Consider the following 23890-nt stretch of genomic DNA (forward strand, 5'->3'; position numbering starts at 1 on the left):
CGGGCGAAGGCTCTCGTAGCGGAGCTACTAGGGCCTTTGTCCGGTGCGGCGAGAGGGCGTGCCGGGCGGCGTGGGGGCGTGCCTGCATCTCCTCGGGGTCGCTTGCCCAAGCGCTGGGCAGAACAGTGGGGAGGACGACGCGACGGGGAGCCGCGGCCGGGACGCCGTGCGCTCGTTTTCGCGTCGTTCCGCGAGCCGTGGGAGGCCTGAGGTGTCCAGCGCAGCCGAGCAGGAGGCGGTGGCCGACGACGTACGGCCGGCCGTCGTGAACGGTGCGCGGCGCACGCCGTCGGCGCCGGCCGTGCCCGTGTGGCCCGGTGCGCCCGTGCCGTTGGGGGCCCGGTTCCGGGTGGGCCCGGACGGGGTCGCGGGCACCAACTTCGCGTTGTGGGCCGGCGGCGCGGAGGGCGTCGAGCTGTGCCTCTTCGACGAGCACGGCAAGGAGACCCGGGCCCCGCTGACCGAGCTGACGCACGAGATCTGGCACGGGTTCGTGCCGGGCGTCGGGCCCGGTCAGCGGTACGGCTATCGGGTGCACGGACGCTGGGACCCCTGGACCGGCGGGCGCTGGAACCCGGCGAAGCTGCTTCTCGACCCGTACGCCCGTGCCGTGGACGGCGACTTCAGCCTGCCGCCCGAGGTCTACGGGCATGTCCGCGACTGGCCCCAGCAGCAGGTCGCGGACACCGTGCGCGACGACCGGGACTCGGCCCCTCACGTCCCCAAGGGCGTGGTCGTCCACGACGACGCCCCCGACGACGAGTGGGCGGACGACCGCCGCCCGAAGACACCGTGGGCGGACTCGGTCATCTACGAGCTGCATGTACGGGGCTTCACGAAACTGCACCCCGGCATCCCCGAGGAACTGCGCGGTACCTACGCCGGGTTGGCGCATCCGGCGGCCATCGAGCACCTCACCAAGCTCGGTGTCACGGCCGTCGAGCTGCTGCCCGTCCACCAGTTCGCCCACGAGGACCATCTGCTGCGCCGTGGCCTGAAGAACTACTGGGGCTACAACTCCATCGGCTACTTCGCCCCGCACGCCGGCTACGCCGCTTCCGGCACCACCGGCCAGCAGGTCGGCGAGTTCCGCGACATGGTGCGCGCACTGCACGAGGCGGGCATCGAGGTCATCCTCGACGTGGTCTACAACCACACGGCGGAGGCGGGCGAGTTGGGCCCGACGCTGTCGCTGAAGGGCATCGACAACCGGGGCTACTACCGGCTCCAGTCGGACGCCCGCCGGTACGCCGACTACACCGGCTGCGGCAACACCCTCCACGTCGTGCAGCCGCACGTCCTGCGCCTCATCACCGACTCGCTGCGCTACTGGGTCACGGAGATGGGCGTCGACGGCTTCCGCTTCGACCTGGCGGCGGCGCTGGCGCGGTCGATGCACGACGTCGACATGCTGTCCCCGTTTCTCGCGGTGATCGCCCAGGACCCGGTGCTGCGCCGGGTGAAGCTGATCGCCGAGCCGTGGGACGTCGGGTCGGGCGGCTATCAGGTGGGCGCCTTTCCCCCGCTGTGGACGGAGTGGAACGACCGCTATCGCAACGCCGTACGGGACTTCTGGCGCGGCGCGCTGCCGGACGTACGGGATCTCGGCTACCGGCTGTCGGGGTCGAGCGATCTGTACGCGTGGGGCGGGCGGCGGCCGTACGCCTCGGTCAACTTCGTGACGGCGCACGACGGTTTCACGCTGCGCGACATGGTGTCCTACGAACGCAAGCACAACGAGGCCAACGGCGAGGGGAACCGGGACGGTTCGAACGACAACCGGTCGTGGAACTGCGGCGCGGAGGGCGAGACGGACGAGGAGCGGGTACGGGCGCTGCGGCGCCGCCAGTTGCGCAATCTGCTCACCACGCTGCTGTTGTCGACGGGCGTGCCGATGCTGGTCGCGGGCGATGAGCTGGGGCGCACCCAGCGGGGCAACAACAACGCGTACTGCCAGGACAACGAGATCAGCTGGCTGAACTGGGGGCTGCTGGAACAGCCGGGCTGGAAGGCGCTGTTCGAGCTGACGTCCCGGCTCATCGCGCTGCGCCACCGGCACCCGGTGCTGCGGCGGCGGGCCTTTTTCTCGGGGCGGGCGCACTCCGCGGACGGGCTGCGCGATCTGGCGTGGTTCACGGCACGGGGCGCCGAGATGACGGAGCGGGACTGGTACGCGCCGGCCGCCACGCTCGGCATGTATCTCTCCGGGCGGGACATCCCGGGCCGCGACGAGCGCGGCGATCCCGTCCTCGACGACAGTTTCCTGGCCGTGCTGCACGCCGGGGACCGTCCGGCGAGCTTCGTGCTGCCGGGGCCGCCGTGGGCGGAACGGTACGAGGTCGTCGTCGACACCTCGCGGGAGGAGCAGGGGTCGGCGCCGGGGGTGGTGCACCGCGCGGGGGCGGCGATCACGGTTCCGGCGCGGGCGGTTCTGCTGCTGCGCGTCGGGTAGGAGTCGGCGGTGACCAACGGGAACACGTACTTCCTGCGGAACAACGACCGGTCGCCACGCGGGCGACAGGACCGTGCCGTGGGGCGGCGGCTGATCGTCGTCGGGTGGGTGCTGCGAGTGAGCGGGGCCGTGTTCGGGCTGGGGAGCGTCTTCGTCGCCCAGGCCTCTGTCCGCCACCTTCTCGAAGGCACCTCGCACCGGGGCGGGTGGCTGACGGCCCTGCTCGTGTGCGTCCCCGTGTTCTTCCTCGGCTGGGGCGCGTTCGCCCTGGGGCGGGTCTGGGCGCAGAGCGGCAGACGGCACACCGCCCAGATCCTCGACCCGCTGCGGGCGGCCCACTCGACCGGGCACGTCCTGTATCTGCGCCCCTTCGACCTCGACCAGGTCATGTCCGCCATGCCCCTGGAACTCTCCGGCGGCGGGGCAGGCGCCGCCAACCTCTTCTTTCTCTCCGGGCGCACTCAGGAGGAGGACCTGGTCCGGCGGTTCGGGCGGCTCGGCCGGGTGGTCGCGATCGGCCGCCCCGGCGAGCAGCTGCCGGAGGCCGGCGCCGAGCGCATGTACGTGGCCGACCACGAGTGGCAGCGGGTGGTGAGCGGGCTCATCGCGCGGGCGCGGGTGGTCACGCTGTCGGTGGGCACGGGGCGGGGCACGGTGTGGGAGTTCGTGGAGTCCCTGCGCGTGCTGCCGCCCGAGCGGCTGGTGCTGCTGGTCTACTGCGACCGGACGGCCTACGACGCGTTCCGCGAGGTCGTGGCGGAGCGGTGCGCCCTGCCGGAGTACCCGCCCCCCGCCCGTCCGGAGCGGCCCCGGTGGGAGGTGCTGATGAACGGCGGCCGCAAACGGCTGCTCTGGGACTTCGCGCTGAAGGGCGTGATCGTCTTCGGTCCCGACTGGCAGCCGCGGTTCGTGCGCTTCGATCCGTCGACGCTGCGGGTGCCGAGCGTGTTCTCGGTGCGCAAGCTGCTGCGGCGTGAGCTCGACCCCGTGCTGGACCGGCTGGAGGCGCTCCCACCCGGCCGCTGAGGCCCGGCGTTGCGGGGCCGTTGCAGCCCTGTGAACTCCGTCTGTGATTCCTGGCCAGGGCACCGGTCCGGCGATCAGACTCGGCCGCATGCCGAAGATCTCCCGCCGTACGTTCGGTGGTCTCGTCGGTGGCGGTGCCGTGACCGCCGTCGCCGGTACGACCACCGCCGCCGAAGCCGCTCCCGCCGAGCGCCCGTTCACCGCACGTGTCGGCGGTGCGAGCCGGCGTCCCAACATCCTCGTCATCCTCGGTGACGACCTCGGCTGGGCCGACCTCTCCTCCTACGGCGCCCCCCACATCAAGACGCCGCACCTCGACCGCCTCGCCCGGCAGGGCGTGCGGTTCACGGACGCGTACTCGGGGTCGGCGACCTGCTCCCCGACGCGGTTCAGCCTCTACACCGGACGCTATCCGGGCCGTACGCCGGGTGGGCTGGCCGAGCCGATCGGCAACAGGACGCAGGGCCTCGACCCGAACCATCCCACGCTCGCCTCGCTGCTGAAGAAGGCCGGTTACGCCACCGCCCTGATCGGCAAGTGGCACTGCGGCTGGCTGCCCGACTACAGCCCCACCAAGTCGGGTTGGGACGAGTTCTTCGGCAACCACGGCGGCGTGCTGGAGTACTTCTCCAAGCTCGGCCAGCTCGGCGAGTACGACCTCTACGAGGGCGACGCCACCTACAAGGACCTGCGCTACTACACGGAGGTCCTGACCGAGCGGGCCGTCGAGTACGTGGGCCGCGAGCACGACAAGCCCTGGCTGCTGAACCTCAACTTCACCACCCCGCACTGGCCCTGGCTCGCGGAGGGCGACGAGGAGACCGGCGCCGAGATCGAGGCGAAGATCCGTGCCGCCAAGTCCCAGGCCGAGGTCGTGGCCGCGCTCAACCACTACGACGGCGGCTCGGTCGAGAAGTACGCGGAGATGGTGGAGTCCCTGGACGCGGCCGTCGGCGAGGTGCTCGCCGCGCTGCGCCGCTCCGGGCAGGAGGAGAACACGGTCGTGGTGTTCGCCAGCGACAACGGCGGCGAACGCTACTCCTACAACTGGCCGCTCAGCGGTGAGAAGTTCGTCCTCCTGGAGGGCGGTATCAGGGTCCCGACGATCGTCCGCTGGCCCGCCCGCATCGACGGCCACCAGGTCAGCCACGAGCCGAACTTCTCCCCCGACTGGACGGCGACCCTGCTGGAGTTCGGCGGCGCCCGCCCCGACCCGGCGTACCCCCTGGACGGCACGAGCCTCGCGGGCTATCTCCTGCGCGGCGAGGAGCTGCCGGAGCGCGACCTGTTCTGGCGGGTGCGGGCCAACCGGGCGCTCAGGCGCGGCGACTGGAAGTACTACCAGGACGCCGACAAGGCCGACCACCTCTACAATCTGGCCGCCGACGCCCGCGAGCAGGCCGATCTCGCCGCGGACAAGCCGGAGTTGCTGGCCGAGCTGAGGACGGCGTGGGAGAAGAAGGCCGCCACCTTGCTGCCGTATCCCGCCTAGGTGATCACTTGGGGTCGACTTCGGGGTGGGTGAACCGCACGGGCCTGCCCAGCGACCGGGCGTAGGCGATCTCGGCTCGGGTGCTGTCGCCGATGTGGTCGCCGACCACGAGCACCTCATCGGCGAGCCGGATCTTGGCTCGGTGCAGGTCGTCGAGTCGAGCCTTCAGCGCCTCGGCCTCGACAGGATCGGACCAGAGTGCGTGCGGCGACTTCAGGTCGCAGCCCGGCTTGACGACGATCCTTCCGGCTGTGGTCTCCCGCAGATCGGCCTCGGCCATCTCGGCCATGAAACGGGTCGAGCCGCAGATCACGACGATACGCGGGAGGCTCAGCCGCTTCTTCGCGGCGGCGAGTTCCTCCTCGCCGCCGGTCCGATGAGAAGAGGTCATCAGCCCAGAATCCCCCGCCGGTACGCCGTCGCGACCGCCGCCGCGCGGTCGTTGACGCCCAACTTGGCGTACAGGTGCGTGAGATGGGTCTTCACGGTGGCCTCGCTGATGAAGAGTTCACGGGCGATCTCGCGGTTGGACGTGCCTTTGGCGACGAGGGTCAGCACCTCGCGTTCGCGCGCGGAGAGCGGCTCGTTGCCGGGGGTGCGGACGGCGGAGACCAGCCGGGTGGCGACCGCCGGGGAGAGGACGGTGCGGCCCTCGGCGGCGGCCCGCACGGCGGTGAACAGCTCGTCGCGCGGGGCGTCCTTGAGCAGATAGCCCGTCGCACCCGCCTCGATGGCGGGCAGGGTGTCGGAGTCGGTGTCGTACGTCGTCAGGACGAGCACCTTCGCGCGGGCGCCGCGGCGGGTCAGCTCGCGGATGGCGTCGACTCCCCCGCCGCCCGGCATGCGCAGGTCCATCAGGATGACGTCCGGGTCGAGGACGGCGGAGCGCTCCAGCGCCTCCACCCCGTTGGACGCCTCGCCGAGGACACGGAAGCCGGGGGCGTTCTCGAACATGCCGCGCAGACCGTCCCGTACGACGGGATGGTCGTCGACGATGAGCAGCGAGATGTCAGCGGTCATGGCGGACCAACGGTACGCGAGCCGACAGGGCCGTGCCCTGGCCGGGCTCCGACTCCACGGTGAGGGAACCGGCGATGCGTTCGGCGCGGGCGCGCATGCCGTCCAGGCCGAAGCCGCCGGTGCGGGTGCGTTCGGGGACGGTGGCGGGGTCGAAGCCCCGGCCGTCGTCGCGGATGTCGAGGATGACCTCGTCGCCGAGGTAGGAGAGGGTGACGCCGACCCGGCCGGCCTGGGCGTGCCGGGCGGCGTTGGACAGTGCCTCCTGGACGATCCTCAGCAGCGTCGCCGAGACCTCGTCGTGGAGTTGCTCGGCGGTGCCGGTGACGGTGAACTCGGCGCGTACGCCCGTCCGTTCACCCCATTCGGCGACCGTCTTCTTCAGGGCCTCGGCGAGTCCCGCGTTCTCCAGCGCCACCGGGGCGAGGTTGTGCACGGAGCGGCGGGCCTCGCCCAGGCTGTGCCGGGCCAGGTCGGAGGCGCGGGCCAGATGGGTGCGGGCGAGGTCCAGGTCGGGGGCGTTCGCGACGACCTGGAGCTGGGCGATGATGCCGGTCAGGCCCTGCGCGATGGTGTCGTGGATCTCGGCGGCGAGCCGTCGGCGCTCGTCGGCGACGCCCGCTTCCCTTGCCTGGACCAGGAGTTGGGAGTGCAGGGAGGCGTTTTCGTCGAGCGCCTGGCGCAACGCCTCGATGGTGGCCGCGCGCTCCCGGGAACGCTGTTCCTCCTGGAAGGTGAGGTGGGCGACGGCCATCAGCAGCGCGTTGTTGGCGACCAGCAGTCCGCCGAACACCGCGACCTGGGCCCAGCTGCGGAACGGCAGCCCACCGGACTGTGAGCCCGCCACCACGATCGAGGTGGCGAACAGCCCGAGCCGCTGCCGCCGTACGCCCGGGATGACCTCGTCGGCGTCGAAGTAGCCGGTGACCGCGTAGAACGCGAAGAACGGGTTGATCCAGGTGAGGACGAAGGCGATGGCCCAGCGCAGGACGTAGTAGACGACCCCGCGCCGGGACGGGACCCGGCGGCCCCGGCGGGGTCCGTGCCACAGCTGGAGCACCAGGGCGGCGATCACCAGGGCCCCGGCCGCGTACCACTCGGCGGGCCCCATCATCAGGTCGCCGGTGACGGCCGAGAGGAAGCTGCCGATGGCGAGCAGCCCGTAGGCGCCCCAGGTGTGGAACTGGTTCCAGCGCCGCTCGATCTGCTCGTCCGCCGCGGTCATGCCCCCAGTCTGCACGGTGGACCGCCTACTCCCAGCGGAACCAGCGCGCGGCGCCGGCCGTCAGCAGAACCGTCCAGGCGACCAGGACGCCCAGGTGGGTCCAGCCGATCCAGTGGCCCGCCGCCGCCCGGTTCAGCGCCTCGGCCGCCGCCCCGAAGGGCGTGCAGCCGACGATCCGGGCGAGGACGTCCGGCATGGTCTGCACCGGCGCCCACAGTCCCGCGCAGAACATCGCCGGGAAGAACACGGCGGAGCCGATGGCACCGGCGATCTTCGTGGTCCGGGACAGCGCGCAGACCACCGCGCCGAGCGCGAGGGCGACGAGGACGGCCAGGACCAGGGCGAGGAGATAGCCGAGAGGCTGCTCGGGCAGGCGTACGTCGAAGGCGAGCCGGCCGACGGCGAGGGCCAGCAGCGCGGAGCCGAGGGCGGCCCCGGCGAACACCGCCATCTGGGCGGTGAGCAGGGCGGACGGGCGGACCGGAGTGGTCGACATCCGGCGCAGGATGCCGCGTTCGCGGTAGCCGGTGAGGGTCTGCGGCATCGCCTGGAGGCCGCTCACGATCAGCCCGAGCAGGACGGCCACGGGGACGTAGACGTCGATGGTCCGCAGCCCGCCGAGGTCGGCCTCCGCGTGCCGGAAGGAGGGGACCGAGCCCAGGATCACCAGCAGCAGGGTCGGGAAGAGCAGGATCCAGAAGAGGGCGCCGGGCTCGCGGCGGAAGAGGCGGATCTCGGTGCGCAGGACGGCGGTGTTCATGCCGCGGCCTCTTTCGTCAGGTCGAGGAACGCGTCGTCGAGGGTGGCGTCGGTGACGCGAAGCTGATGGGCGGTGACGTGGAGCCGGGCGAGGAGGGTCAGTACCGCGCTGACGGTCTCGTCGGTGCCGGACAAGGTGACGCGGCCGTCGTGGTGGGCGAGGGAGGCCAGCCCCGGGAGGGTGTTCAGCTCACGGTCGCCCAGCGGCGCGGACGGGGTGAAGCTGATGACCGTGGCGCCCGCCGAGCGCCGGATGAGACCGGCCGGGGTGTCCAGGGCGGCGATCCGCCCCTTGTCGATCACCGCGATCCGGTCGCACAGCCGCTGCGCCTCCTCCATGAAGTGGGTGACGAGCAGGACGGTGACGCCGCCGGCCCGGACGTCCTCGATGAGTTCCCAGGTGTCGCGCCGGGCGCGGGGATCGAGGCCGGTGGTGAGTTCGTCGAGGACGACGATCCGAGGGTCGCCGATGAGCGCGAGCGCGATGAACAGGCGCTGCTTCTGCCCGCCGGACAGCTTGGCGAACCGGGTGGTGAGCCGGTCGGTGAGACCGAGGCGTTCGGCGAGGGGCCGCCAGTCGGCGGGGCGAACGTGGAAGGAGGCGTACAGCTCCAGGGCCTCGCGGACGGTGAGCTTGGCCTGGAGCTCGCTCTGCTGGAGCTGGGCGCCCAGGACACGGGCGACCTGCTCGTGGTCGGCGACCGGGTCGAGGCCGGTGACCCGGACGCGGCCCGCGTCGGGGACCCGCAGGCCCTCGACGCACTCGACGGTGGTGGTCTTGCCGGCTCCGTTGGGGCCGAGGACGCCGAAGATCTCGCCCTCCTCGACGGCGAAGGAGACACCGTCGACGACGGTTCGGCCGTCGTAGGACTTGCGCAGCTCGCTGACTTCGATGACGGACATGACCTCAGCGTCGCGGCGAGCAGGGGTCGCGCACATCGGCCGTCGCGCTCGAACGGGCATCAACCGATCGGTCGATGCCGCGCTACGACCCCTTCGAACGCGCAGGTCGTAGGACCAGCGCCCGACCCCGGTCGGGCCAAAACTCGGTAGGCGTTGTCAGTGCCGATCCGTAGGCTCGCTGCTGATGCCCACGACACGTGCAACCACCAGGAAACGCTCCGCCGTCAGGACTCTGCTGCGTCTTTGGCCGTACGTCAGACCGGTGCGGGCGCGGCTGTTCACCGCCGCGTTCGTGGCGGTCCTCGCCTCCTGTACCGGCCTGGTGATCCCGCTCGTCCTCAAGTGGATGGTGGACGGCCCGGTCGCCGACCAGGACCCGGCGGGCGTGTGGCTCGGCGCGCTGTTCCTGCTGCTGCTGGGCTTCGGGGAGGCGCTGCTGTTCGGGCTGCGGCGGTGGCTGGTGGCCCGGCCGCTGTCGCATGTCGAGGCGGAGATGAGAGCCGACCTCTACCGGCATCTGCAACGGCTGCCGGTGGCCTTCCACGACCGCTGGGCGTCCGGCCAGCTGCTGTCGCGGGGCACGACCGACCTGATGCTGCTGCGTATGTTCCTCGCGTTCCCGTTGACGTTCCTGCTGGTCAACAGCGTGACGATCCTCGCCGGCGTGATCATCATGCTGATCCAGGACTGGACGCTCGGGCTGGTGATCCTGGGGCCCGCGATCCCGGTGATCGTCTCCTGTCTGCTCTTCGAGCAGCGCTACTCCTCCGTGGCCCGGCAGGCCCAGGACCAGGTCGGCGATCTGACGACCGTCGTCGAGGAAAGCGTCCTCGGCATCCGCATCATCAAGGGGTTCGGCCGCCATCGCAGCCAGGCGCGGGCGTTCTGGGAACTGTCCCGGACGCTGCGCGGGACGGAGTTGCGCAAGGCCCGGCTGCTCGCCGCGATCCTGGCCGTCATCGTGACACTGCCGGAGGTGGCGATCGGGGCGGCGCTGGTGCTGGGGTCGGTGCAGGTGGCGGACGGGGAGCTGTCGGCGGGGACGCTGGTGGCGTTCCTGTCGACCGCGCTGGCGCTGCGGTGGCCGATCGACTCCATCGGCTTCCTGCTGGCGATGAGCCAGGACGCGGCGAGTGCGACGGAGCGGTACTTCGAGGTGATGGACGAGGCGCCGGAGGACACCGTCGTCTCCAGTGCCCGGGCCATGAGCGCCAAGAGCACCGGGCTGCGGTTCCACAACGTCCGCTTCCGCTACCCCGACGCCGCCCCGGACTCCGCGCCCACCCTCGACCTCGTCGACCTCCACATCCGCCCCGGTGAGTCGATGGCCCTGGTCGGCGCGACCGGCAGCGGCAAGACCACGCTCACCGCCCTCGTCCCCCGCCTGCACGAGGTGACGGAGGGCCGCATCACCCTCGACGGCGAGGACATCACCGCCATGTCCCGCGAAGAGCTGCGCTCCCTGGTCGCCATGGCCTTCGAGGAGCCCACCCTCTTCTCGGCCGGCGTCGGCGAGAACGTCCTGATGGGCGCCGCCGACCACGAACTGGACCGTGCCCTGTCCATCGCGCAGGCCGACTTCGCGCACACCCTCCCCCAGGGCACCGACACACAGATCGGCGAGCAGGGCCTGAGCCTCTCCGGCGGCCAGCGCCAGCGTCTCGCGCTGGCCCGCGCGGTCGTCGGCAGGCCCAGGTTCCTCGTCCTGGACGACCCGCTGTCCGCGCTGGACGTGCACACGGAGGCCGCGGTCGAGGCCGCCCTGCGCGACGTGCTCGCGGACACCACCGCCCTGATCGTCGCCCACCGCCCGTCGACCGTGCTGCTCGCCGACCGGGTGGCGCTGCTGTCGAAGGGCCGTATCACCGCCGTCGGCACCCACCACGAACTGCTGCGGACGAACGCCGAGTACGCCCATCTCATGTCGGGCTCCGAGGACCGCCCCGGGTCCGGCTCCGAGGCCCCTCTCCTGCCCGCGACGGAGGACGCCCGATGACCGCGCCGACGACGGCCGCGCCCGCCCCCGCCGACGACGAGGAACCGGACGTCCGCAGGAGCGCGGGCGGCGGCGACCCCTTCGACCGTGATGTCCTGCCCACCCCGCCCCGCGCGACCTCCCTCCTCCTGCGCTCCCTGCTCGCGCCGATGCGGGCCCGGGTCGTCGGCACGACCCTTCTGCTGCTGCTCCAGCAGGCGGCGGTGCAGGCGGGCCCGCTGCTGGTGGCGTACGCGATCGACCGTGCCGTACCGGCGTTCCGGGAGGACCGGCACGGGCCGCTGATCGCGGTGGGCGTGGCCTATCTGCTGTGCTCGGTGGCGTCCGGCGGGCTTCAGTACGCGTTCATCCGCGCCTCGGCCCGGATCAACCAGGACGTCCTCCTCGATCTGCGCGGCCGGATCTTCCGCCATGCCCAGGCGCTCAGCGTCGACTTCCACGAGCGCTACACCTCGGGCCGGCTGATCTCCCGCTCCACCACGGACGTCGAGTCGCTGCGCGAGCTCCTCAGCGAGGGCCTCCAGGAACTGATCACGGTCATCCTGTCCTTCGTCTACATCTCCACGCTGCTGCTCTGGCTCGACCTGGGCCTCGGCGCGGTCGCGGTGGCCTCGTTCGTGCCGCTCTACCTCCTGGTACGGCTGTACCGGCAGCGCGCGGGCCGGGTGTACACGCTGCGCTCCACGGCCATCGCGGCCGTGATCGTGAAGTTCGTCGAGACGATGAACGGCATCCGCCCGGTGCGGGCGTTCCGGCGCGAGGCCGCCAACGACGCCGACTTCGCCGTACTGAACAAGCGTCACGAACGCACCAACGGCGACGCGCTGCTGGAGATGGCCCGCTATGTCGTCGGGTCCCGGCTGGTCGCCAACACGGCGGTCGCGCTGATCGTGCTGTGGGGCGCCTACCGGGTGGCGGACGGCTCACTGGAGCTGGGTGTGCTGGCGGCGGCGGTGCTCTATCTGCGCCGGCTGTACGACCCGATCGACCGCCTCGGCATGTTCCTCAACTCCTATCAGTCGGCCGCGGCCTCGCTGGAGAAGATCGCGGGCCTGCTGGCCCAGACCCCGTCGGTCCCCGAGCCGGCCGCACCCCGCGAACTCCCGCCCCTGGAGTCCGAGCATCCCGGCCGGGAGGTCGTCTTCGACGACGTCCGCTTCGCCTACCGCACCGGCGGCGAGGTCCTGCCCACCTTCGACCTCACCCTCCCGGCCGGGCAGACGGTGGCGGTCGTCGGCTCCACGGGCGCCGGCAAGTCGACCCTCGCCAAGCTCCTCGCCCGCTTCTACGACCCCACCGAGGGCCGGGTCCTGCTCGACGGCGTCGACCTGCGGGACCTGTCCGTGCCCGAACTGCGGCGCGGGGTCGTCATGGTGACGCAGGAAGCGTTTCTCTTCTCCGGCACGGTCGCCGACAACATCGCCCTCGGCCGCCCCGACGCCTCCCGCGAGGAGATCGAGCGGGCCGCGAAAGCGATCGGCGCCCACGAGTTCATCAGCGCCCTGCCCGACGGCTACGACACGGACGTACGCAAGCGCGGCGGCCGGATCTCGGCGGGCCAGCGTCAACTGGTCGCCTTCGCACGGGCGTTGCTGGCCGACCCGGCGGTCCTGATCCTCGACGAGGCGACCAGCTCCCTGGACATCCCCGGCGAACGGGCGGTGCAGCGCGCCATGTCGACGGTGCTGTACGGCCGAACCGCGGTGGTCATCGCGCACCGGCTGTCCACGGTGGAGATCGCCGACCGGGTCCTGGTGATGGAGCACGGCCGCATCGTCGAGGACGGCTCTCCGGCCGAACTCATCGCGGGCACCGGCCGGTTCGCGGATCTGCACCGGGCGTGGCGGGACAGCCTGGCGTGACACGGCTCTGGGCAGGGGGGACATGATCGACGCATACGAGGATCCCGGCACACCCGACCGCCGGGGCGGCTGGCATTACCTGTGGTGGCTGGTCCGCTGCCAGCCGGGCCGCTCCGCTCTCGGGGCGCTGATCGCCAGCACCTGGATGGTGCTGCTGGCGGCGACGCCGTATCTGATGGCGAAGGCGATCGACGAGGGCCTGGAGCCGGGCGACCTCGGCCGGCTCACCGTCTGGTCGGCCGCGCTGTTCCTGGTGGGCGCCTTCAACGCGTGGCTGAGCATCATGCGGCACCGCACGATGACCCGGGTCCGGATGGACGCCAACTTCCGTACGGTGAAGGTGGTCGTGGGCCACGCGGTCCGGCTGGGCGCCGCGCTCTCCCGCCGGGCGGGGGCCGGGGAGGTCGTCACGATCGGGGTGGGCGACGTACAGACGATCGCCTCCGCCCTGACCGTGGTCGGCCCTGGTGTCGGCGCGGTGATCGCCTATCTCGTGGTCGCGGGCCTGCTGGTCTCGGTCTCGCCGGTCATCGCCGTGGTCGTCCTGCTCGGCATGCCGCTGATCGTCGGCGTGGTCGGGCCGCTCCTCACCCGCCTCCAGGGCACCGAGACCGAGTACCGCGAACGCCAGGGCGTCCTCACCGCCCGCATCGCCGACCTCGCGGGCGGCCTGCGCGTCCTCAACGGCCTCGGCGGCAAGGGCCTGTTCGCCGACGCCTTCCGGCGCGACTCCGGACGGCTGCGCGAACAGGGCTACCGGGTCGGTGCGGTGACCAGCTGGGTCCAGGCCCTCGGCGTCGGCCTGCCGACGCTCTTCCTCGCGGTCGTGACCTGGCTGGCGGCCCGCCTGGCCGCCCAAGGACACATCAGCATCGGCGAGTTGGTGTCCGTGTACGGCTATGTCGCCGTCCTGGTGGGCCCGGTGGCGTTCTGGGTCGAGTGCGGCTACATGCTGAGCCGGGGTGTGGTGGCGGCACGCAGGGTCGTACGTTTCCTGAACCTGGAACCGATGGAGGACAGAGGAACGAGGGACGCCCCGGCGGAACCGTCGACGCTGCACGACCCGGAGTCGGGGGTACGGATCCTGCCGGGCCGCCTGACGGCCTTGGCGGGAGCCCGTCCTGCGGACGCGGCGGAGGTGATCGACCGCCTCGGGCGCTACGCCCCGTCGAGGGCGACGTGGGCCGAAGTACCGCTGGACGAGATCGCCTTGGCGCAGATCAGACAGCGCATCCTGGTGGCGGACCACGAGGCGGATGTGTTCGCGGGACGCCTGCACGAGGTAATCGGCGGTGTGTACAGGGCTTTCAGGGGCGCGGGGAACTGCGCGACAAGCCACGACGGCGCCGCACCCGCCAAACCGCAACCCGAGGCACCCGCTACCGCGCACCTCACCCAAGCCCTCCACACAGCCGCGGCGGAGGACATCGTCCAGTCCCTCCCCGACGGCCTCGACTCCCCCATCGACGCGAACGCCCGCAACCTCTCCGGCGGCCAACGCCAACGCATCCGCCTGGCACGAGCCCTGGCCGCCGACCCCGAGGTACTCCTCGCCGTAGAACCCACCTCAGCCCTGGACGCCCACACAGAGGCCCGCGTGGCCGCCCGCCTCAAAGCGGCCCGCACCGGCCGCACCACCGTCGTCACCACCACCTCCCCCCTCGTCCTGGCCCACGCGGACACCGTCATCCACCTGGTCGACGGCAAGGTCGCGGCCACCGGCACCCACCACGACCTCCTCGACACCGACCCCGCGTACAAGGCCCTCGTCGCGAGGGACACCGACACTGAGGAGGCCGTACGGTGACGACTTCCGGCCACCTCCCCGTAGCCGACCCCAAAGACGTCCGGCAAGCGGCGCGACGTCTGATCCGCGCCGACCGCACCGCGTTCGCCGCCACCCTCGCCCTCAACACCGCCGCGGCCGTCGCCGGGCTCGGCGGCCCCTGGCTGCTGGGCCGCATCATCGACGAGGTGCGGGCGAAGGCCGGCGTGGGCGCGGTGGACCGCCTCGCCCTCGCCCTCCTCCTGTGCGCCGTGGCGGAGCTGCTGCTCGCCCGCTGGGCCCGCTTCGTCGGTCACCGCTTCGGCGAACGCACCCTCGCCCGGGTGCGCGAGGAGTTCGTGGACCGCACGCTGGCCCTGCCCGCGTCGACGGTCGAGAGGGCGGGTACCGGTGACCTCACGGCACGCGGCACCGCCGATGTCTCCACCGTCGGCACCACCCTCCGCGACGCCGGCCCCGACCTCCTCATCAACACGGTCCGTTTCCTGATCGCGCTCGTCGCGGTGTTCGTGCTCGCCCCGCTGCTCGGTGTGGTCGGCCTGTTCTGCCTGGCGCCGATCTGGCTCGCGCTGCGCTGGTATCTGCGCCGCGCCCGGGACGGCTATCTGGCCGAGGGCGCGGCCACGTCGGAGGTCGCCGAGATCGTCGCGTCGACCGCGTCGGGAGCGCGCACGGTGGAGGCGCTGCGGCTGGAGGAGGAGCGGATCGCGGCGAGCCGGGACGCGCTCGCGACCGCGCGCCGCACCCGCCTGCACACCCTCTACCTGCGCAGTGTCTTCTTCCCTTCCGTCGAGGTGTCCTACGTCCTGCCGATCGCCGGGGTCCTGATCGTCGGCGGTGTGCTGCACACGCACGGGTCGATGAGCCTGGGGGCCGTGGTGGCGGCGGCCCTGTATCTGCAGCAGCTCACCGGCCCGCTGGACCAGATCCTGGTCCGGGTCGAGCAACTCCAGAGCAGCGGCGCCTCGTTCGCCCGGGTGGAGGGACTGGCCCGAGCCCCTCAAGCCCTCCACGGAGACTCCCCGACCCCCGCCGACGACCGGATCGACGTCACCGGCGTGCGCTACTCCTACGGCCGGGGCGGCGAGGTGCTGCACGGGGTGGATCTGACGGTGCGACCCGGGGAACGGCTGGCGATCGTCGGCCCGTCCGGTGCCGGGAAGACCACGCTGAGCCGGCTGCTGGCGGGCGTCGACGCGCCCACCGAGGGCACGGTGACCGTCGGTGGCGTTCCGGTCGGCGCGCTCGGTCCCGAACAGCTGCGCCGCCAGGTCGTGCTGGTCACCCAGGAGCACCATGTGTTCCTGGGCACGGTCCGGGACAATCTCCGGATCGCCGAACCCGGCGCCGGTGACGAGGAGTTGTGGGCGGCGCTGGCCGCCGTCGGCGCCGACACCTGGGTGCGTGAGCTGTCCGACGGTCTCGACACCCCGCTCGGGGAGGGCGGTTGCCGTACGGACGGGTCGCAGGCGCAGCAACTCGCCCTGGCCCGCGTGGTGCTGGCCGACCCGCACACGCTGATCCTCGACGAGGCGACGGCGTTGCTGGACCCGACGACGGCCCGGCACACCGAGCGCGCCCTGGCCGCCGTACTGGAGGGCCGTACCGTCATCGCGATCGCGCACCGGCTGCACACCGCGCACGACGCGGACCGGGTGGCGGTGATGGCGGACGGCCTGCTGACCGAACTCGGTTCGCACGAGGAGCTGGTGGCGGCGGACGGGGCGTACGCGGCGCTGTGGCACTCGTGGCACGGGGACCGCACCCTGCCCCGGGAGTGACGAGAACTCCGTATAACGAACATGAACTCCCGGACAACGAACGATTTCCGGCCAACTTCCTGACGCGGTCCTGACAGAAACCGCGATCCCCTGCCACTCTTCCCACGGCAACTTCACAGCAACCCCACAGCTCCATCCGTGTGAAGTGCCCGCCGCGCTTTCGCGCGTACTGCCCTGTTCTGCGTACTGCCCTTGTTGTGCCCGGTCGGCGCACCAGCCGGCCGGTCTCCCCGGCCGCGCGACCCGCGGCCCGCAGAAGGAGTCAGTGTTGAGAGAGAGTTCCTCCCACAGACGCACCTCCCACACCGCACCGCGCACCACCCTGCACCGCCGTGCCGCCGCCGTCGCGCTCGTCGGTGTGTCCGCCCTGATCGCCGCGGCCGTCCAGTCGGGCGCCGCGTCCGCAGCCCCGGAGAAGGCACCGTCGGCCGCGGGCAAGGTCATACCGGGCGCCGAGTCGGTCAAGCTGACGCCCGCCCAGCGCGCCGAGCTGCTGCGCACGGCCAACGCCGGCAAGGCGGACACCGCCAGGGAACTCGGCCTGGGCGCCCAGGAGAAGCTGGTCGTCCGTGACGTCGTCAAGGACGGCAACGGCACGGTCCACACGCGTTACGAGCGCACCTACGGCGGGCTGCCCGTGCTCGGCGGCGACCTGGTCGTCACCAGCACCAAGGCCGACGCCACCGCGTCCGTCACCAAGGCGACGAAGCAGACCATCAAGGTCGCCTCCGTGAAGCCGCAGCTGTCGACCGCCAAGGCGGAGAAGCAGGCGCTGAGCGCGGCCAAGGCGGAGAAGGCCAAGAGCCCCGCCGTCAGCCACGCACCGCGCAAGGTGATCTGGGCGGCCGACGGCAAGCCGACGCTCGCCTACGAGACGGTCGTGGGCGGCTTCCAGCACGACGGCACCCCGCAGGAGCTGCACGTCATCACCGACGCGGCGACCGGCGCGAAGCTGTACGAGTGGGAGGCCATCGAGACCGGCACCGGCAACACGGTGTACTCGGGCACGGTCAACCTGACGACGACGCAGTCGGGTTCGACGTACAACCTCACCGACGGCGCCCGCGGCGGCCACAAGACGTACAACCTCAACCGCGGCACCTCCGGCACCGGCACGCTGTTCTCCGGCTCCGACGACGTCTGGGGCAACGGCAGCGCGTCGAACGCGGAGTCGGCGGCGGCGGACGCGCACTACGGTGCCGCGCTGACGTGGGACTACTACAAGAACATCCACGGGCGCAGCGGTATCCGCGGTGACGGGGTGGCGGCCTACAGCCGGGTCCACTACGGCAACCAGTACGTCAACGCGTTCTGGGACGACAGCTGCTTCTGCATGACCTACGGCGACGGCTCGGGCAACACCAACCCGCTCGTGTCGATCGACGTGGCCGGCCACGAGATGACGCACGGCGTCACCTCCAACACCGCGGGACTCAACTACAGCGGTGAGTCCGGCGGTCTGAACGAGGCCACCTCGGATATCTTCGGCACGGCCGTCGAGTTCTACGCGGCGAACGCCAGCGACGTCGGTGACTACCTCATCGGCGAGGAGATCAACATCAACGGCGACGGCACGCCGTTGCGTTACATGGACAAGCCGAGCAAGGACGGCGCGTCGAAGGACAGTTGGTACTCCGGTATCGGCTCGGTCGACGTCCACTACTCCTCGGGCCCGGCCAACCACTTCTTCTACCTCCTGTCCGAGGGCAGCGGCGCCAAGGTCATCAACGGCGTCAGCTACAACTCGCCGACCTCGGACGGCCTCCCGGTCACCGGCATCGGCCGCGACAAGGCGGAGAAGATCTGGTTCCGCGCGCTGACCACGAAGTTCACCTCCACCACCAACTACGCGGCGGCCCGCACGGGCACCCTCGCGGCGGCCGGTGAGCTGTACGGCACCACGAGCACCGAGTACAAGGCGGTGCAGGACGCGTGGGCGGCCGTGGCGGTCGGTTCGCGCTCCGGTGGCGGTGGCGGCGGCGGTACGTCCTTCGAGAACACCGCCGACGTATCGATTCCGGACAACGGGGCCGCGGTGACCTCGTCGATCACGGTCTCCGGGCGGACGGGCAACGCGCCCTCCAACCTCCAGGTCGCGGTCGACATCGTGCACACCTACATCGGTGACCTCCAGGTCCAGCTGGTCGCCCCCGACGGCTCGGCGTACACCCTCAAGGCGTACGGCACCGGTGGCAGCGCGGACAACATCAACACCACGTACACCGTGAACGCTTCCTCCGAGGTAGCCAACGGGACATGGAAGTTGAGGGTCCAGGACAACGCGGCCATCGACACCGGCTACATCAACAGCTGGAAGATCACCTTCCCGTAGGCCGTCACCTTCTGAGGCCTCCTGGACAGGGCGCCGCCCCGGTGGTTCGACTCCCCGGGGCGGCGCCCTCTTTTTGCCAGCCGCTTACCGACGGCTTGTTGGGCCTTTGCCGAGGTCAAGTCGCTTTACATTGCGGCAATATTCACCCGACAGTCGACTTTCAGCCAACATCACTTCAGGGTCCTGACATGTACGCGCCCTGATGCCAGGCTTCCTCACACCCGCCGCACAACTTCACGACTACCCCGGCCCGCTACCCCAACGTCAGGCCGGGCTCCCCCACGAAGGAGCTTGTGTGACCCCCGTCTACGCGCGTCACAAGCGCACCACTCTGGCCATCGCCACCGCCGTTGCCGCCGGAGCCCTCCTCACCACCGGTCTGGCCACCGGTACCGCCGCCGCCCAGACCCCGGCGGAGACGAGCGGCAAGGCCACCCTCGCCGCCGCGCCCCTCCAGCTGTCCCCGGCCGCGCGCACCACGCTCATCAAGCAGCAGCAGGCCGGCGCCGCCGACACCGCCGCGGAGATAGGTCTCGGCGCCAAGGAGAAGCTGGTCGTCAAGGACGTCGTCAAGGACACCGACGGCACGGTCCACACCCGCTACGAGCGCACCTACGCGGGCCTCCCGGTCCTCGGCGGCGACCTGGTCGTCCACGCGTCCAAGTCCGGTGCGACCAAGGGCGTCTCCAAGGCGACGACCAGAACCATCAAGGTCGCCTCCCTGACCCCGAAGCTCACCGTCGCCAAGGCGGAGAAGCAGGCGCTGACCGCCGCCAAGGCCGCGGGCTCGGAGAAGACCGCCGCCGACGGCGCGCGCAAGGTCATCTGGGCCGGCTCGGGCACCCCCGTCCTCGCCTACGAGACCGTCGTCGGCGGCTTCCAGGACGACGGCACCCCGAACCAGCTGCACGTCATCACCGACGCCGCCACCGGCAAGAAGCTCTTCGAGTACCAGGGCATCGAGAACGCCACCGGCACCGGCAAGAGCCTCTACTCGGGCACGGTCAGCCTGACGACCACTCTGTCGGGCTCGACGTACCAGCTGACCGACGGCTCGCGCGGCGGCCACAAGACGTACAACAAGGCCCACGGCACGAGCTCCTCCGCGGGCACGCTGTTCACGGACGCCGACAACACGTGGGGCACCGGCGCGGCCTCCAGCTCCACCACCGACCAGACCGCGGCCGTCGACGCCGCCTACGGCGCGGCGGAGACCTGGGACTTCTACAAGTCCACCTTCGGCCGCAGCGGCATCAAGAACAACGGTGTCGCCGCCTACTCGCGCGTGCACTACGGCAACCAGTACGTCAACGCGTTCTGGGACGACAGCTGCTTCTGCATGACGTACGGCGACGGCGAGGGCAACGTCAGCCCGCTGACCTCGCTCGACGTGGCCGGCCACGAGATGAGCCACGGCGTCACCTCGAACACGGCGGGCCTGAACTACTCCGGCGAGTCCGGTGGCCTCAACGAGGCGACCTCGGACATCTTCGGCACGGGTGTCGAGTTCTACGCGGCCAACTCCAACGACGTCGGTGACTACCTCATCGGCGAGGAGATCGACATCAACGGCGACGGCACCCCGCTGCGCTACATGGACCAGCCCAGCAAGGACGGCGGCTCCGCCAACTACTGGTCCTCGTCGGTCGGCAACCTGGACGTGCACTACTCGTCCGGTGTCGCGAACCACTTCTTCTACCTCCTCTCGGAGGGCAGCGGTTCGAAGACCATCAACGGCGTCAGCTACAACTCGCCGACGTACAACGGCTCCACGGTCACCGGCATCGGCCGCGCCAAGGCGCTTCAGATCTGGTACAAGGCGCTGACGACGTACTTCACGTCGACGACCAACTACAAGTCGGCGCGCACGGGCACCCTGTCCGCGGCGGCCGCCCTGTACGGCTCCGGCAGCACCGAGTACAACGCGGTCGCGGCGGCCTGGACGGCCGTGAACGTGAGCTAGTCCGAGAGGGACTGGCGGGCGGCACCCGGGAGGAAGGCGTTCCGGGGTGCCGCCCTACCCTTGTCTCCCATGCCGCCGATTGAGCCCCCGAACCCCTTCACCTACGCCGACGTGGGCGCGACCCGCCGCCCCGGCTTCTGCCCCCCGGACTTCCACCCCCTCCACGTCCGCACCCGTATAGGCGAGGGCCACGACGTCTTCGACCGCGCCTCGGAAGCGGTCCTGACCTGGGAGATGCACCGCGCGATGGGCGTGGGCATCGACGCGGCGGCGGACCGGGCGGCACCGGACGTGGATGTCACGGTCACCCTGGCCGGGGTCATCAAGGCCCCCTGCCGGGTGGTGTGGACGGTCGAGGAACCGCGACGCGCGGGGTGGGCGTACGGGACGCTTTCCGGCCACCCGGAGTGCGGCGAGGAGTCCTTCGTCGTGGACCGCACCGGGGACGGCACGGTGTGGCTGACGGTGTCCGCGTTCAGCCGGGGCGCCAAGTGGTACGCGAAGGCGGGCGGACCGGCGACCCGGGGGTTGCAGCACGCCTACGCGCGCCGCTGCGGAGTGGTCCTGCGCCGGTTGTCCGGCGGGGAGGAGGACTGAGCCGGGCCCAGTCCTCCGGCCGTCATCGCAGCAACACCCCCGCGGCCTCCACCGCCTCCTCGGAAGGCACCGCCATCAGCCCCAGCTCCGCCCCGGAGGCGAGCAGCCGGTGCGCCGGCAGAATGCGGACGGTGTAACCGAAGGGCCCCGTGCGGTCGAGCGACAGCGGCCCCTCGTACACCCACCGCCCCTCCGGATCAGGCCCGCCGACCGGCTTCAGGGGCACGGTCAGCGCGTCCGTGATGCGGTCCTCCTCGTCGACCCGGCCCGAGAGGGCCTGGACGTCCACGTCCTCGGGGCCGAGTTCTCCCAGGCCGACCCGGACTCGCAGCCCCAGGGTCGTCCCCAGCTCCGCCGTCGTGGTCGTCACGGACGTCTCCACATGGTCGACGGTCACGCCCTGCCACGCCGAGCGGACCCGTGCCTTCCAGCCCGCCAGCTCCCGCGCCGCCACGGGATCCATCGCGCGGTGCGCGTGCGCGGCCGGGGTGTAGAGGCGCTCCACGTACTCACGGACCATGCGTCCGGCCAGCACCTTGGGGCCGAGCAGGGTCAGCGTCTGGCGCACCATCTCGATCCAGCGGTCGGGCAGCCCGCCCTGGCCGCGCTCGTAGAAACGCGGGGTGACCCGCTGTTCCAGCAGGTCGTACAGGGCCGCGGCCTCGATGTCGTCCCGGTGGTCCGGGTCCGTGCCCGTCCCGTCCGCCGTCGGGATCGCCCAGCCGAAGTCCGGCTGGAACCATTCGTCCCACCAGCCGTCCAGCACCGACAGGTTGAGGCAGCCGTTCAGCGCCGCCTTCATGCCGGACGTGCCACAGGCCTCCAGCGGGCGCAGCGGGTTGTTCAGCCAGATGTCGCAGCCCGGGTAGAGCTTCTGCGCCATCGCCATGCCGTAGTCCGGCAGGAAGACGAGGCGATGGCGGACCCGCGGGTCGTCCGCGAACCGCACCAGCTCCTGCACCAGCCGCTTCCCGCCGTCGTCCGCCGGGTGCGCCTTGCCCGCCACCACGATCTGGATCGGTCGCTCGGGGTGCAGAAGCAGGTCCATCAGCCGGTCGCGGTCGCGCAGCATGAGGGTCAGGCGTTTGTACGAGGGGACCCTGCGCGCGAACCCGATCGTCAGGACGTCCGGGTCCAGCACCCCGTCGATCCACCCCAACTCAGCGCTGCCCGCGCCGCGTTGCCGCCAGGACGCGTGCAGCCGCCGCCGCACCTCCACCACCAGTTGCTCGCGCAGGTTGCGCCGCAGCTCCCAGATGTCCTGGTCCGGGATCTCGCCCACCGCGTCCCAGCGGTCCGAGGCGCCGACGGTCAGCGCGTCCTCGGTGCGCTGGGCGCCGATCTGCCGGGCACCGAGACGGAAGACCTCCGGGGCGACCCAGGTCGGAGCGTGCACCCCGTTCGTCACGGACGTGATCGGAACCTCGTCCGCGTCGAAGCCCGGCCACAGGCCGGAGAACATCTCGCGGCTCACCTGACCGTGCAGCAGCGAGACCCCGTTCGCCCGCTGCCCGAGGCGCAGGCCCATCACCGCCATGTTGAAGAGGTTCGGCTCGCCTCCGGGATAGGTCTCCATGCCCAGGCGCAGGACGTGTTCCACGTCGATGCCGGGGAGTTCGGCGTCGGGGCCGAAGTGGTGGGCGACCAGTTCGCGGTCGAAGCGGTCGATGCCGGCGGGGACGGGGGTGTGGGTGGTGAAGACCGTTCCGGCCCGGACCGACTCCAGTGCCGCGTCGAAGTCCAGCCCTTCGGCGGCACACAGTTCGGCGATCCGCTCCAGGCCCAGGAAGCCCGCGTGGCCCTCGTTGGTGTGGAAGACCTCCGGCTGGGCGTGGCCGGTCAGACGGCAGTACGTCCGCACCGCCCGCACCCCGCCGATCCCCAGGAGCATCTCCTGCAACAGCCGGTGTTCGCTGCCGCCGCCGTACAAGCGGTCGGTCACTCCCCGCTCGCCGAGGTCGTTCTCCTCGACGTCCGAGTCGAGCATCAGCAGCGGCACCCTGCCCACCTGTGCCAGCCAGACGCGGGCGTGCAGCTGCTTGCCGCCGGGCAGCGCCAGGGACACCTGCGCGGGGGTGCCGTCCTCCTCCCGCAGCAGCGCCACCGGCAGCTCGTTGGGGTCGAGGACGGGGTAGTGCTCCTGCTGCCAGCCGTCCCGGGACAGGGACTGGCGGAAGTAGCCGTGGCGGTAGAGCAGGCCCACCCCGATCAGCGGTACGCCGAGGTCGCTGGCGGCCTTCAGATGGTCGCCGGCCAGGATGCCCAGGCCGCCGGAGTACTGCGGGAGCGCGGCCGTGATGCCGAACTCGGGTGAAAAGTAGGCGACGGCGGCGGGGAGTTCGCCGGGCTGGACCTGGTACCAGCGCTCGCCGGAGACATAGTCGTGGAGATCGTCGGTGACCGCCGTCAGCCGGCGCAGGAAGCGGCGGTCCTCCGCCAGCTCCGCGAGCCGCCGGGGCGGCACGCTGCCCAGCAGCCGTACCGGGTCGCCGCCGGAGGCGGCCCACTGCTCGGGGTCGACCGACTGGAAGAGGTCGCGGGTCTCCGCGTGCCAGGACCAGCGCAGATTGCGTGCCAGGTCGCTCAGCGGGCGGAGGGGTTCGGGGAGTACGGGTCGGACGGTGAAACGACGGATAGCCTTCATTGCCACTGCCACCTCGTCAGGCGTCTCGTCAGGCGTGCGGAAGCGGACGCACCGC

General features: G+C 71.3%; 16 protein-coding genes. 10 read left to right on the forward strand and 6 right to left on the reverse strand.

The window, feature by feature from the left end:
* Positions 1 to 211: 211 nt before the first annotated feature.
* The 3 genes from glgX to ACIHIX_RS00105 all read left to right on the forward strand — a co-directional run bounded on the left by glgX (position 212) and on the right by ACIHIX_RS00105 (position 4970).
* Positions 212 to 2452: a glycogen debranching protein GlgX gene (glgX, locus tag ACIHIX_RS00095; RefSeq protein WP_399948084.1), complete on the forward strand. Its 2241-nt coding sequence runs from the start codon at positions 212 to 214 to the stop codon at positions 2450 to 2452.
* Between the two features lie 9 nt (positions 2453 to 2461).
* Positions 2462 to 3478 (forward strand): hypothetical protein, encoded by a 1017-nt coding sequence (locus tag ACIHIX_RS00100; protein WP_399948086.1) that lies wholly within the window; start codon positions 2462 to 2464, stop codon positions 3476 to 3478.
* A gap of 88 nt (positions 3479 to 3566) precedes the next feature.
* Positions 3567 to 4970 carry a sulfatase gene (locus ACIHIX_RS00105; RefSeq protein ID WP_399948088.1) on the forward strand — a complete coding sequence of 468 codons (1404 nt, stop codon included), beginning with the start codon at positions 3567 to 3569 and terminating at the stop codon, positions 4968 to 4970.
* A 4-nt stretch (positions 4971 to 4974) separates the two neighbouring features.
* Here the strand turns inward: ACIHIX_RS00105 and ACIHIX_RS00110 are convergent, their stop codons facing one another.
* Genes ACIHIX_RS00110 through ACIHIX_RS00130 form a run of 5 tightly spaced genes read right to left on the reverse strand, consistent with a single transcriptional unit; the run spans position 4975 to position 8874 of the window.
* On the reverse strand, positions 4975 to 5361 hold the full coding sequence (locus ACIHIX_RS00110) for a hypothetical protein (protein WP_399948090.1): 387 nt from the start codon (positions 5359 to 5361) through the stop codon (positions 4975 to 4977).
* Positions 5361 to 5990, reverse strand: a complete 630-nt coding sequence (locus ACIHIX_RS00115; RefSeq protein WP_399948092.1) for a response regulator — start codon at positions 5988 to 5990, stop codon at positions 5361 to 5363. The genes ACIHIX_RS00110 and ACIHIX_RS00115 overlap by 1 nt, the downstream gene beginning before the upstream one ends.
* Positions 5980 to 7212 carry a sensor histidine kinase gene (locus ACIHIX_RS00120; protein ID WP_399948094.1) on the reverse strand — a complete coding sequence of 411 codons (1233 nt, stop codon included), beginning with the start codon at positions 7210 to 7212 and terminating at the stop codon, positions 5980 to 5982. The genes ACIHIX_RS00115 and ACIHIX_RS00120 overlap by 11 nt, the downstream gene beginning before the upstream one ends.
* A 25-nt stretch (positions 7213 to 7237) precedes the next feature.
* Positions 7238 to 7972, reverse strand: coding sequence for an ABC transporter permease (locus ACIHIX_RS00125; RefSeq protein WP_399948096.1), 735 nt, complete (start codon positions 7970 to 7972; stop codon positions 7238 to 7240).
* Complete coding sequence (locus ACIHIX_RS00130; RefSeq protein ID WP_399948098.1) at positions 7969 to 8874, reverse strand: ABC transporter ATP-binding protein; 906 nt, start codon at positions 8872 to 8874, stop codon at positions 7969 to 7971. The genes ACIHIX_RS00125 and ACIHIX_RS00130 overlap by 4 nt, the downstream gene beginning before the upstream one ends.
* 184 nt (positions 8875 to 9058) lie before the next feature.
* Between ACIHIX_RS00130 and ACIHIX_RS00135 the strand changes: the two genes are divergently transcribed.
* The 7 genes from ACIHIX_RS00135 to ACIHIX_RS00165 all read left to right on the forward strand — a co-directional run bounded on the left by ACIHIX_RS00135 (position 9059) and on the right by ACIHIX_RS00165 (position 21191).
* On the forward strand, positions 9059 to 10870 hold the full coding sequence (locus tag ACIHIX_RS00135) for an ABC transporter ATP-binding protein (RefSeq protein ID WP_399948100.1): 1812 nt from the start codon (positions 9059 to 9061) through the stop codon (positions 10868 to 10870).
* Positions 10867 to 12732, forward strand: coding sequence for an ABC transporter ATP-binding protein (locus ACIHIX_RS00140; protein ID WP_399948102.1), 1866 nt, complete (start codon positions 10867 to 10869; stop codon positions 12730 to 12732). Before ACIHIX_RS00135 ends, ACIHIX_RS00140 begins: the two co-directional genes overlap by 4 nt.
* A gap of 22 nt (positions 12733 to 12754) precedes the next feature.
* A complete protein-coding gene (locus ACIHIX_RS00145; RefSeq protein WP_399948104.1) occupies positions 12755 to 14539 on the forward strand; it encodes an ABC transporter transmembrane domain-containing protein in 1785 nt (594 codons plus the stop codon).
* Positions 14536 to 16299, forward strand: coding sequence for an ABC transporter ATP-binding protein (locus tag ACIHIX_RS00150; protein ID WP_399948106.1), 1764 nt, complete (start codon positions 14536 to 14538; stop codon positions 16297 to 16299). The genes ACIHIX_RS00145 and ACIHIX_RS00150 overlap by 4 nt, the downstream gene beginning before the upstream one ends.
* A 268-nt stretch (positions 16300 to 16567) precedes the next feature.
* Positions 16568 to 18631 (forward strand): M4 family metallopeptidase, encoded by a 2064-nt coding sequence (locus ACIHIX_RS00155; RefSeq protein WP_399948107.1) that lies wholly within the window; start codon positions 16568 to 16570, stop codon positions 18629 to 18631.
* Positions 18632 to 18926: 295 nt separating this feature from the next.
* The gene (locus tag ACIHIX_RS00160) at positions 18927 to 20594 is read left to right on the forward strand and encodes a M4 family metallopeptidase (RefSeq protein ID WP_399948109.1); all 1668 of its coding nucleotides are present in this window, start codon (positions 18927 to 18929) and stop codon (positions 20592 to 20594) included.
* Between the two features lie 69 nt (positions 20595 to 20663).
* Positions 20664 to 21191 carry a DUF1990 family protein gene (locus tag ACIHIX_RS00165; RefSeq protein WP_399948111.1) on the forward strand — a complete coding sequence of 176 codons (528 nt, stop codon included), beginning with the start codon at positions 20664 to 20666 and terminating at the stop codon, positions 21189 to 21191.
* Positions 21192 to 21213: 22 nt separating this feature from the next.
* Here the strand turns inward: ACIHIX_RS00165 and glgP are convergent, their stop codons facing one another.
* Positions 21214 to 23835 carry an alpha-glucan family phosphorylase gene (gene glgP / locus ACIHIX_RS00170; protein ID WP_399948113.1) on the reverse strand — a complete coding sequence of 874 codons (2622 nt, stop codon included), beginning with the start codon at positions 23833 to 23835 and terminating at the stop codon, positions 21214 to 21216.
* Positions 23836 to 23890 lie beyond the last annotated feature (55 nt).

The organism is Streptomyces sp. NPDC051913 (assembly GCF_044593635.1).
GTDB lineage: Bacteria > Actinomycetota > Actinomycetes > Streptomycetales > Streptomycetaceae > Streptomyces.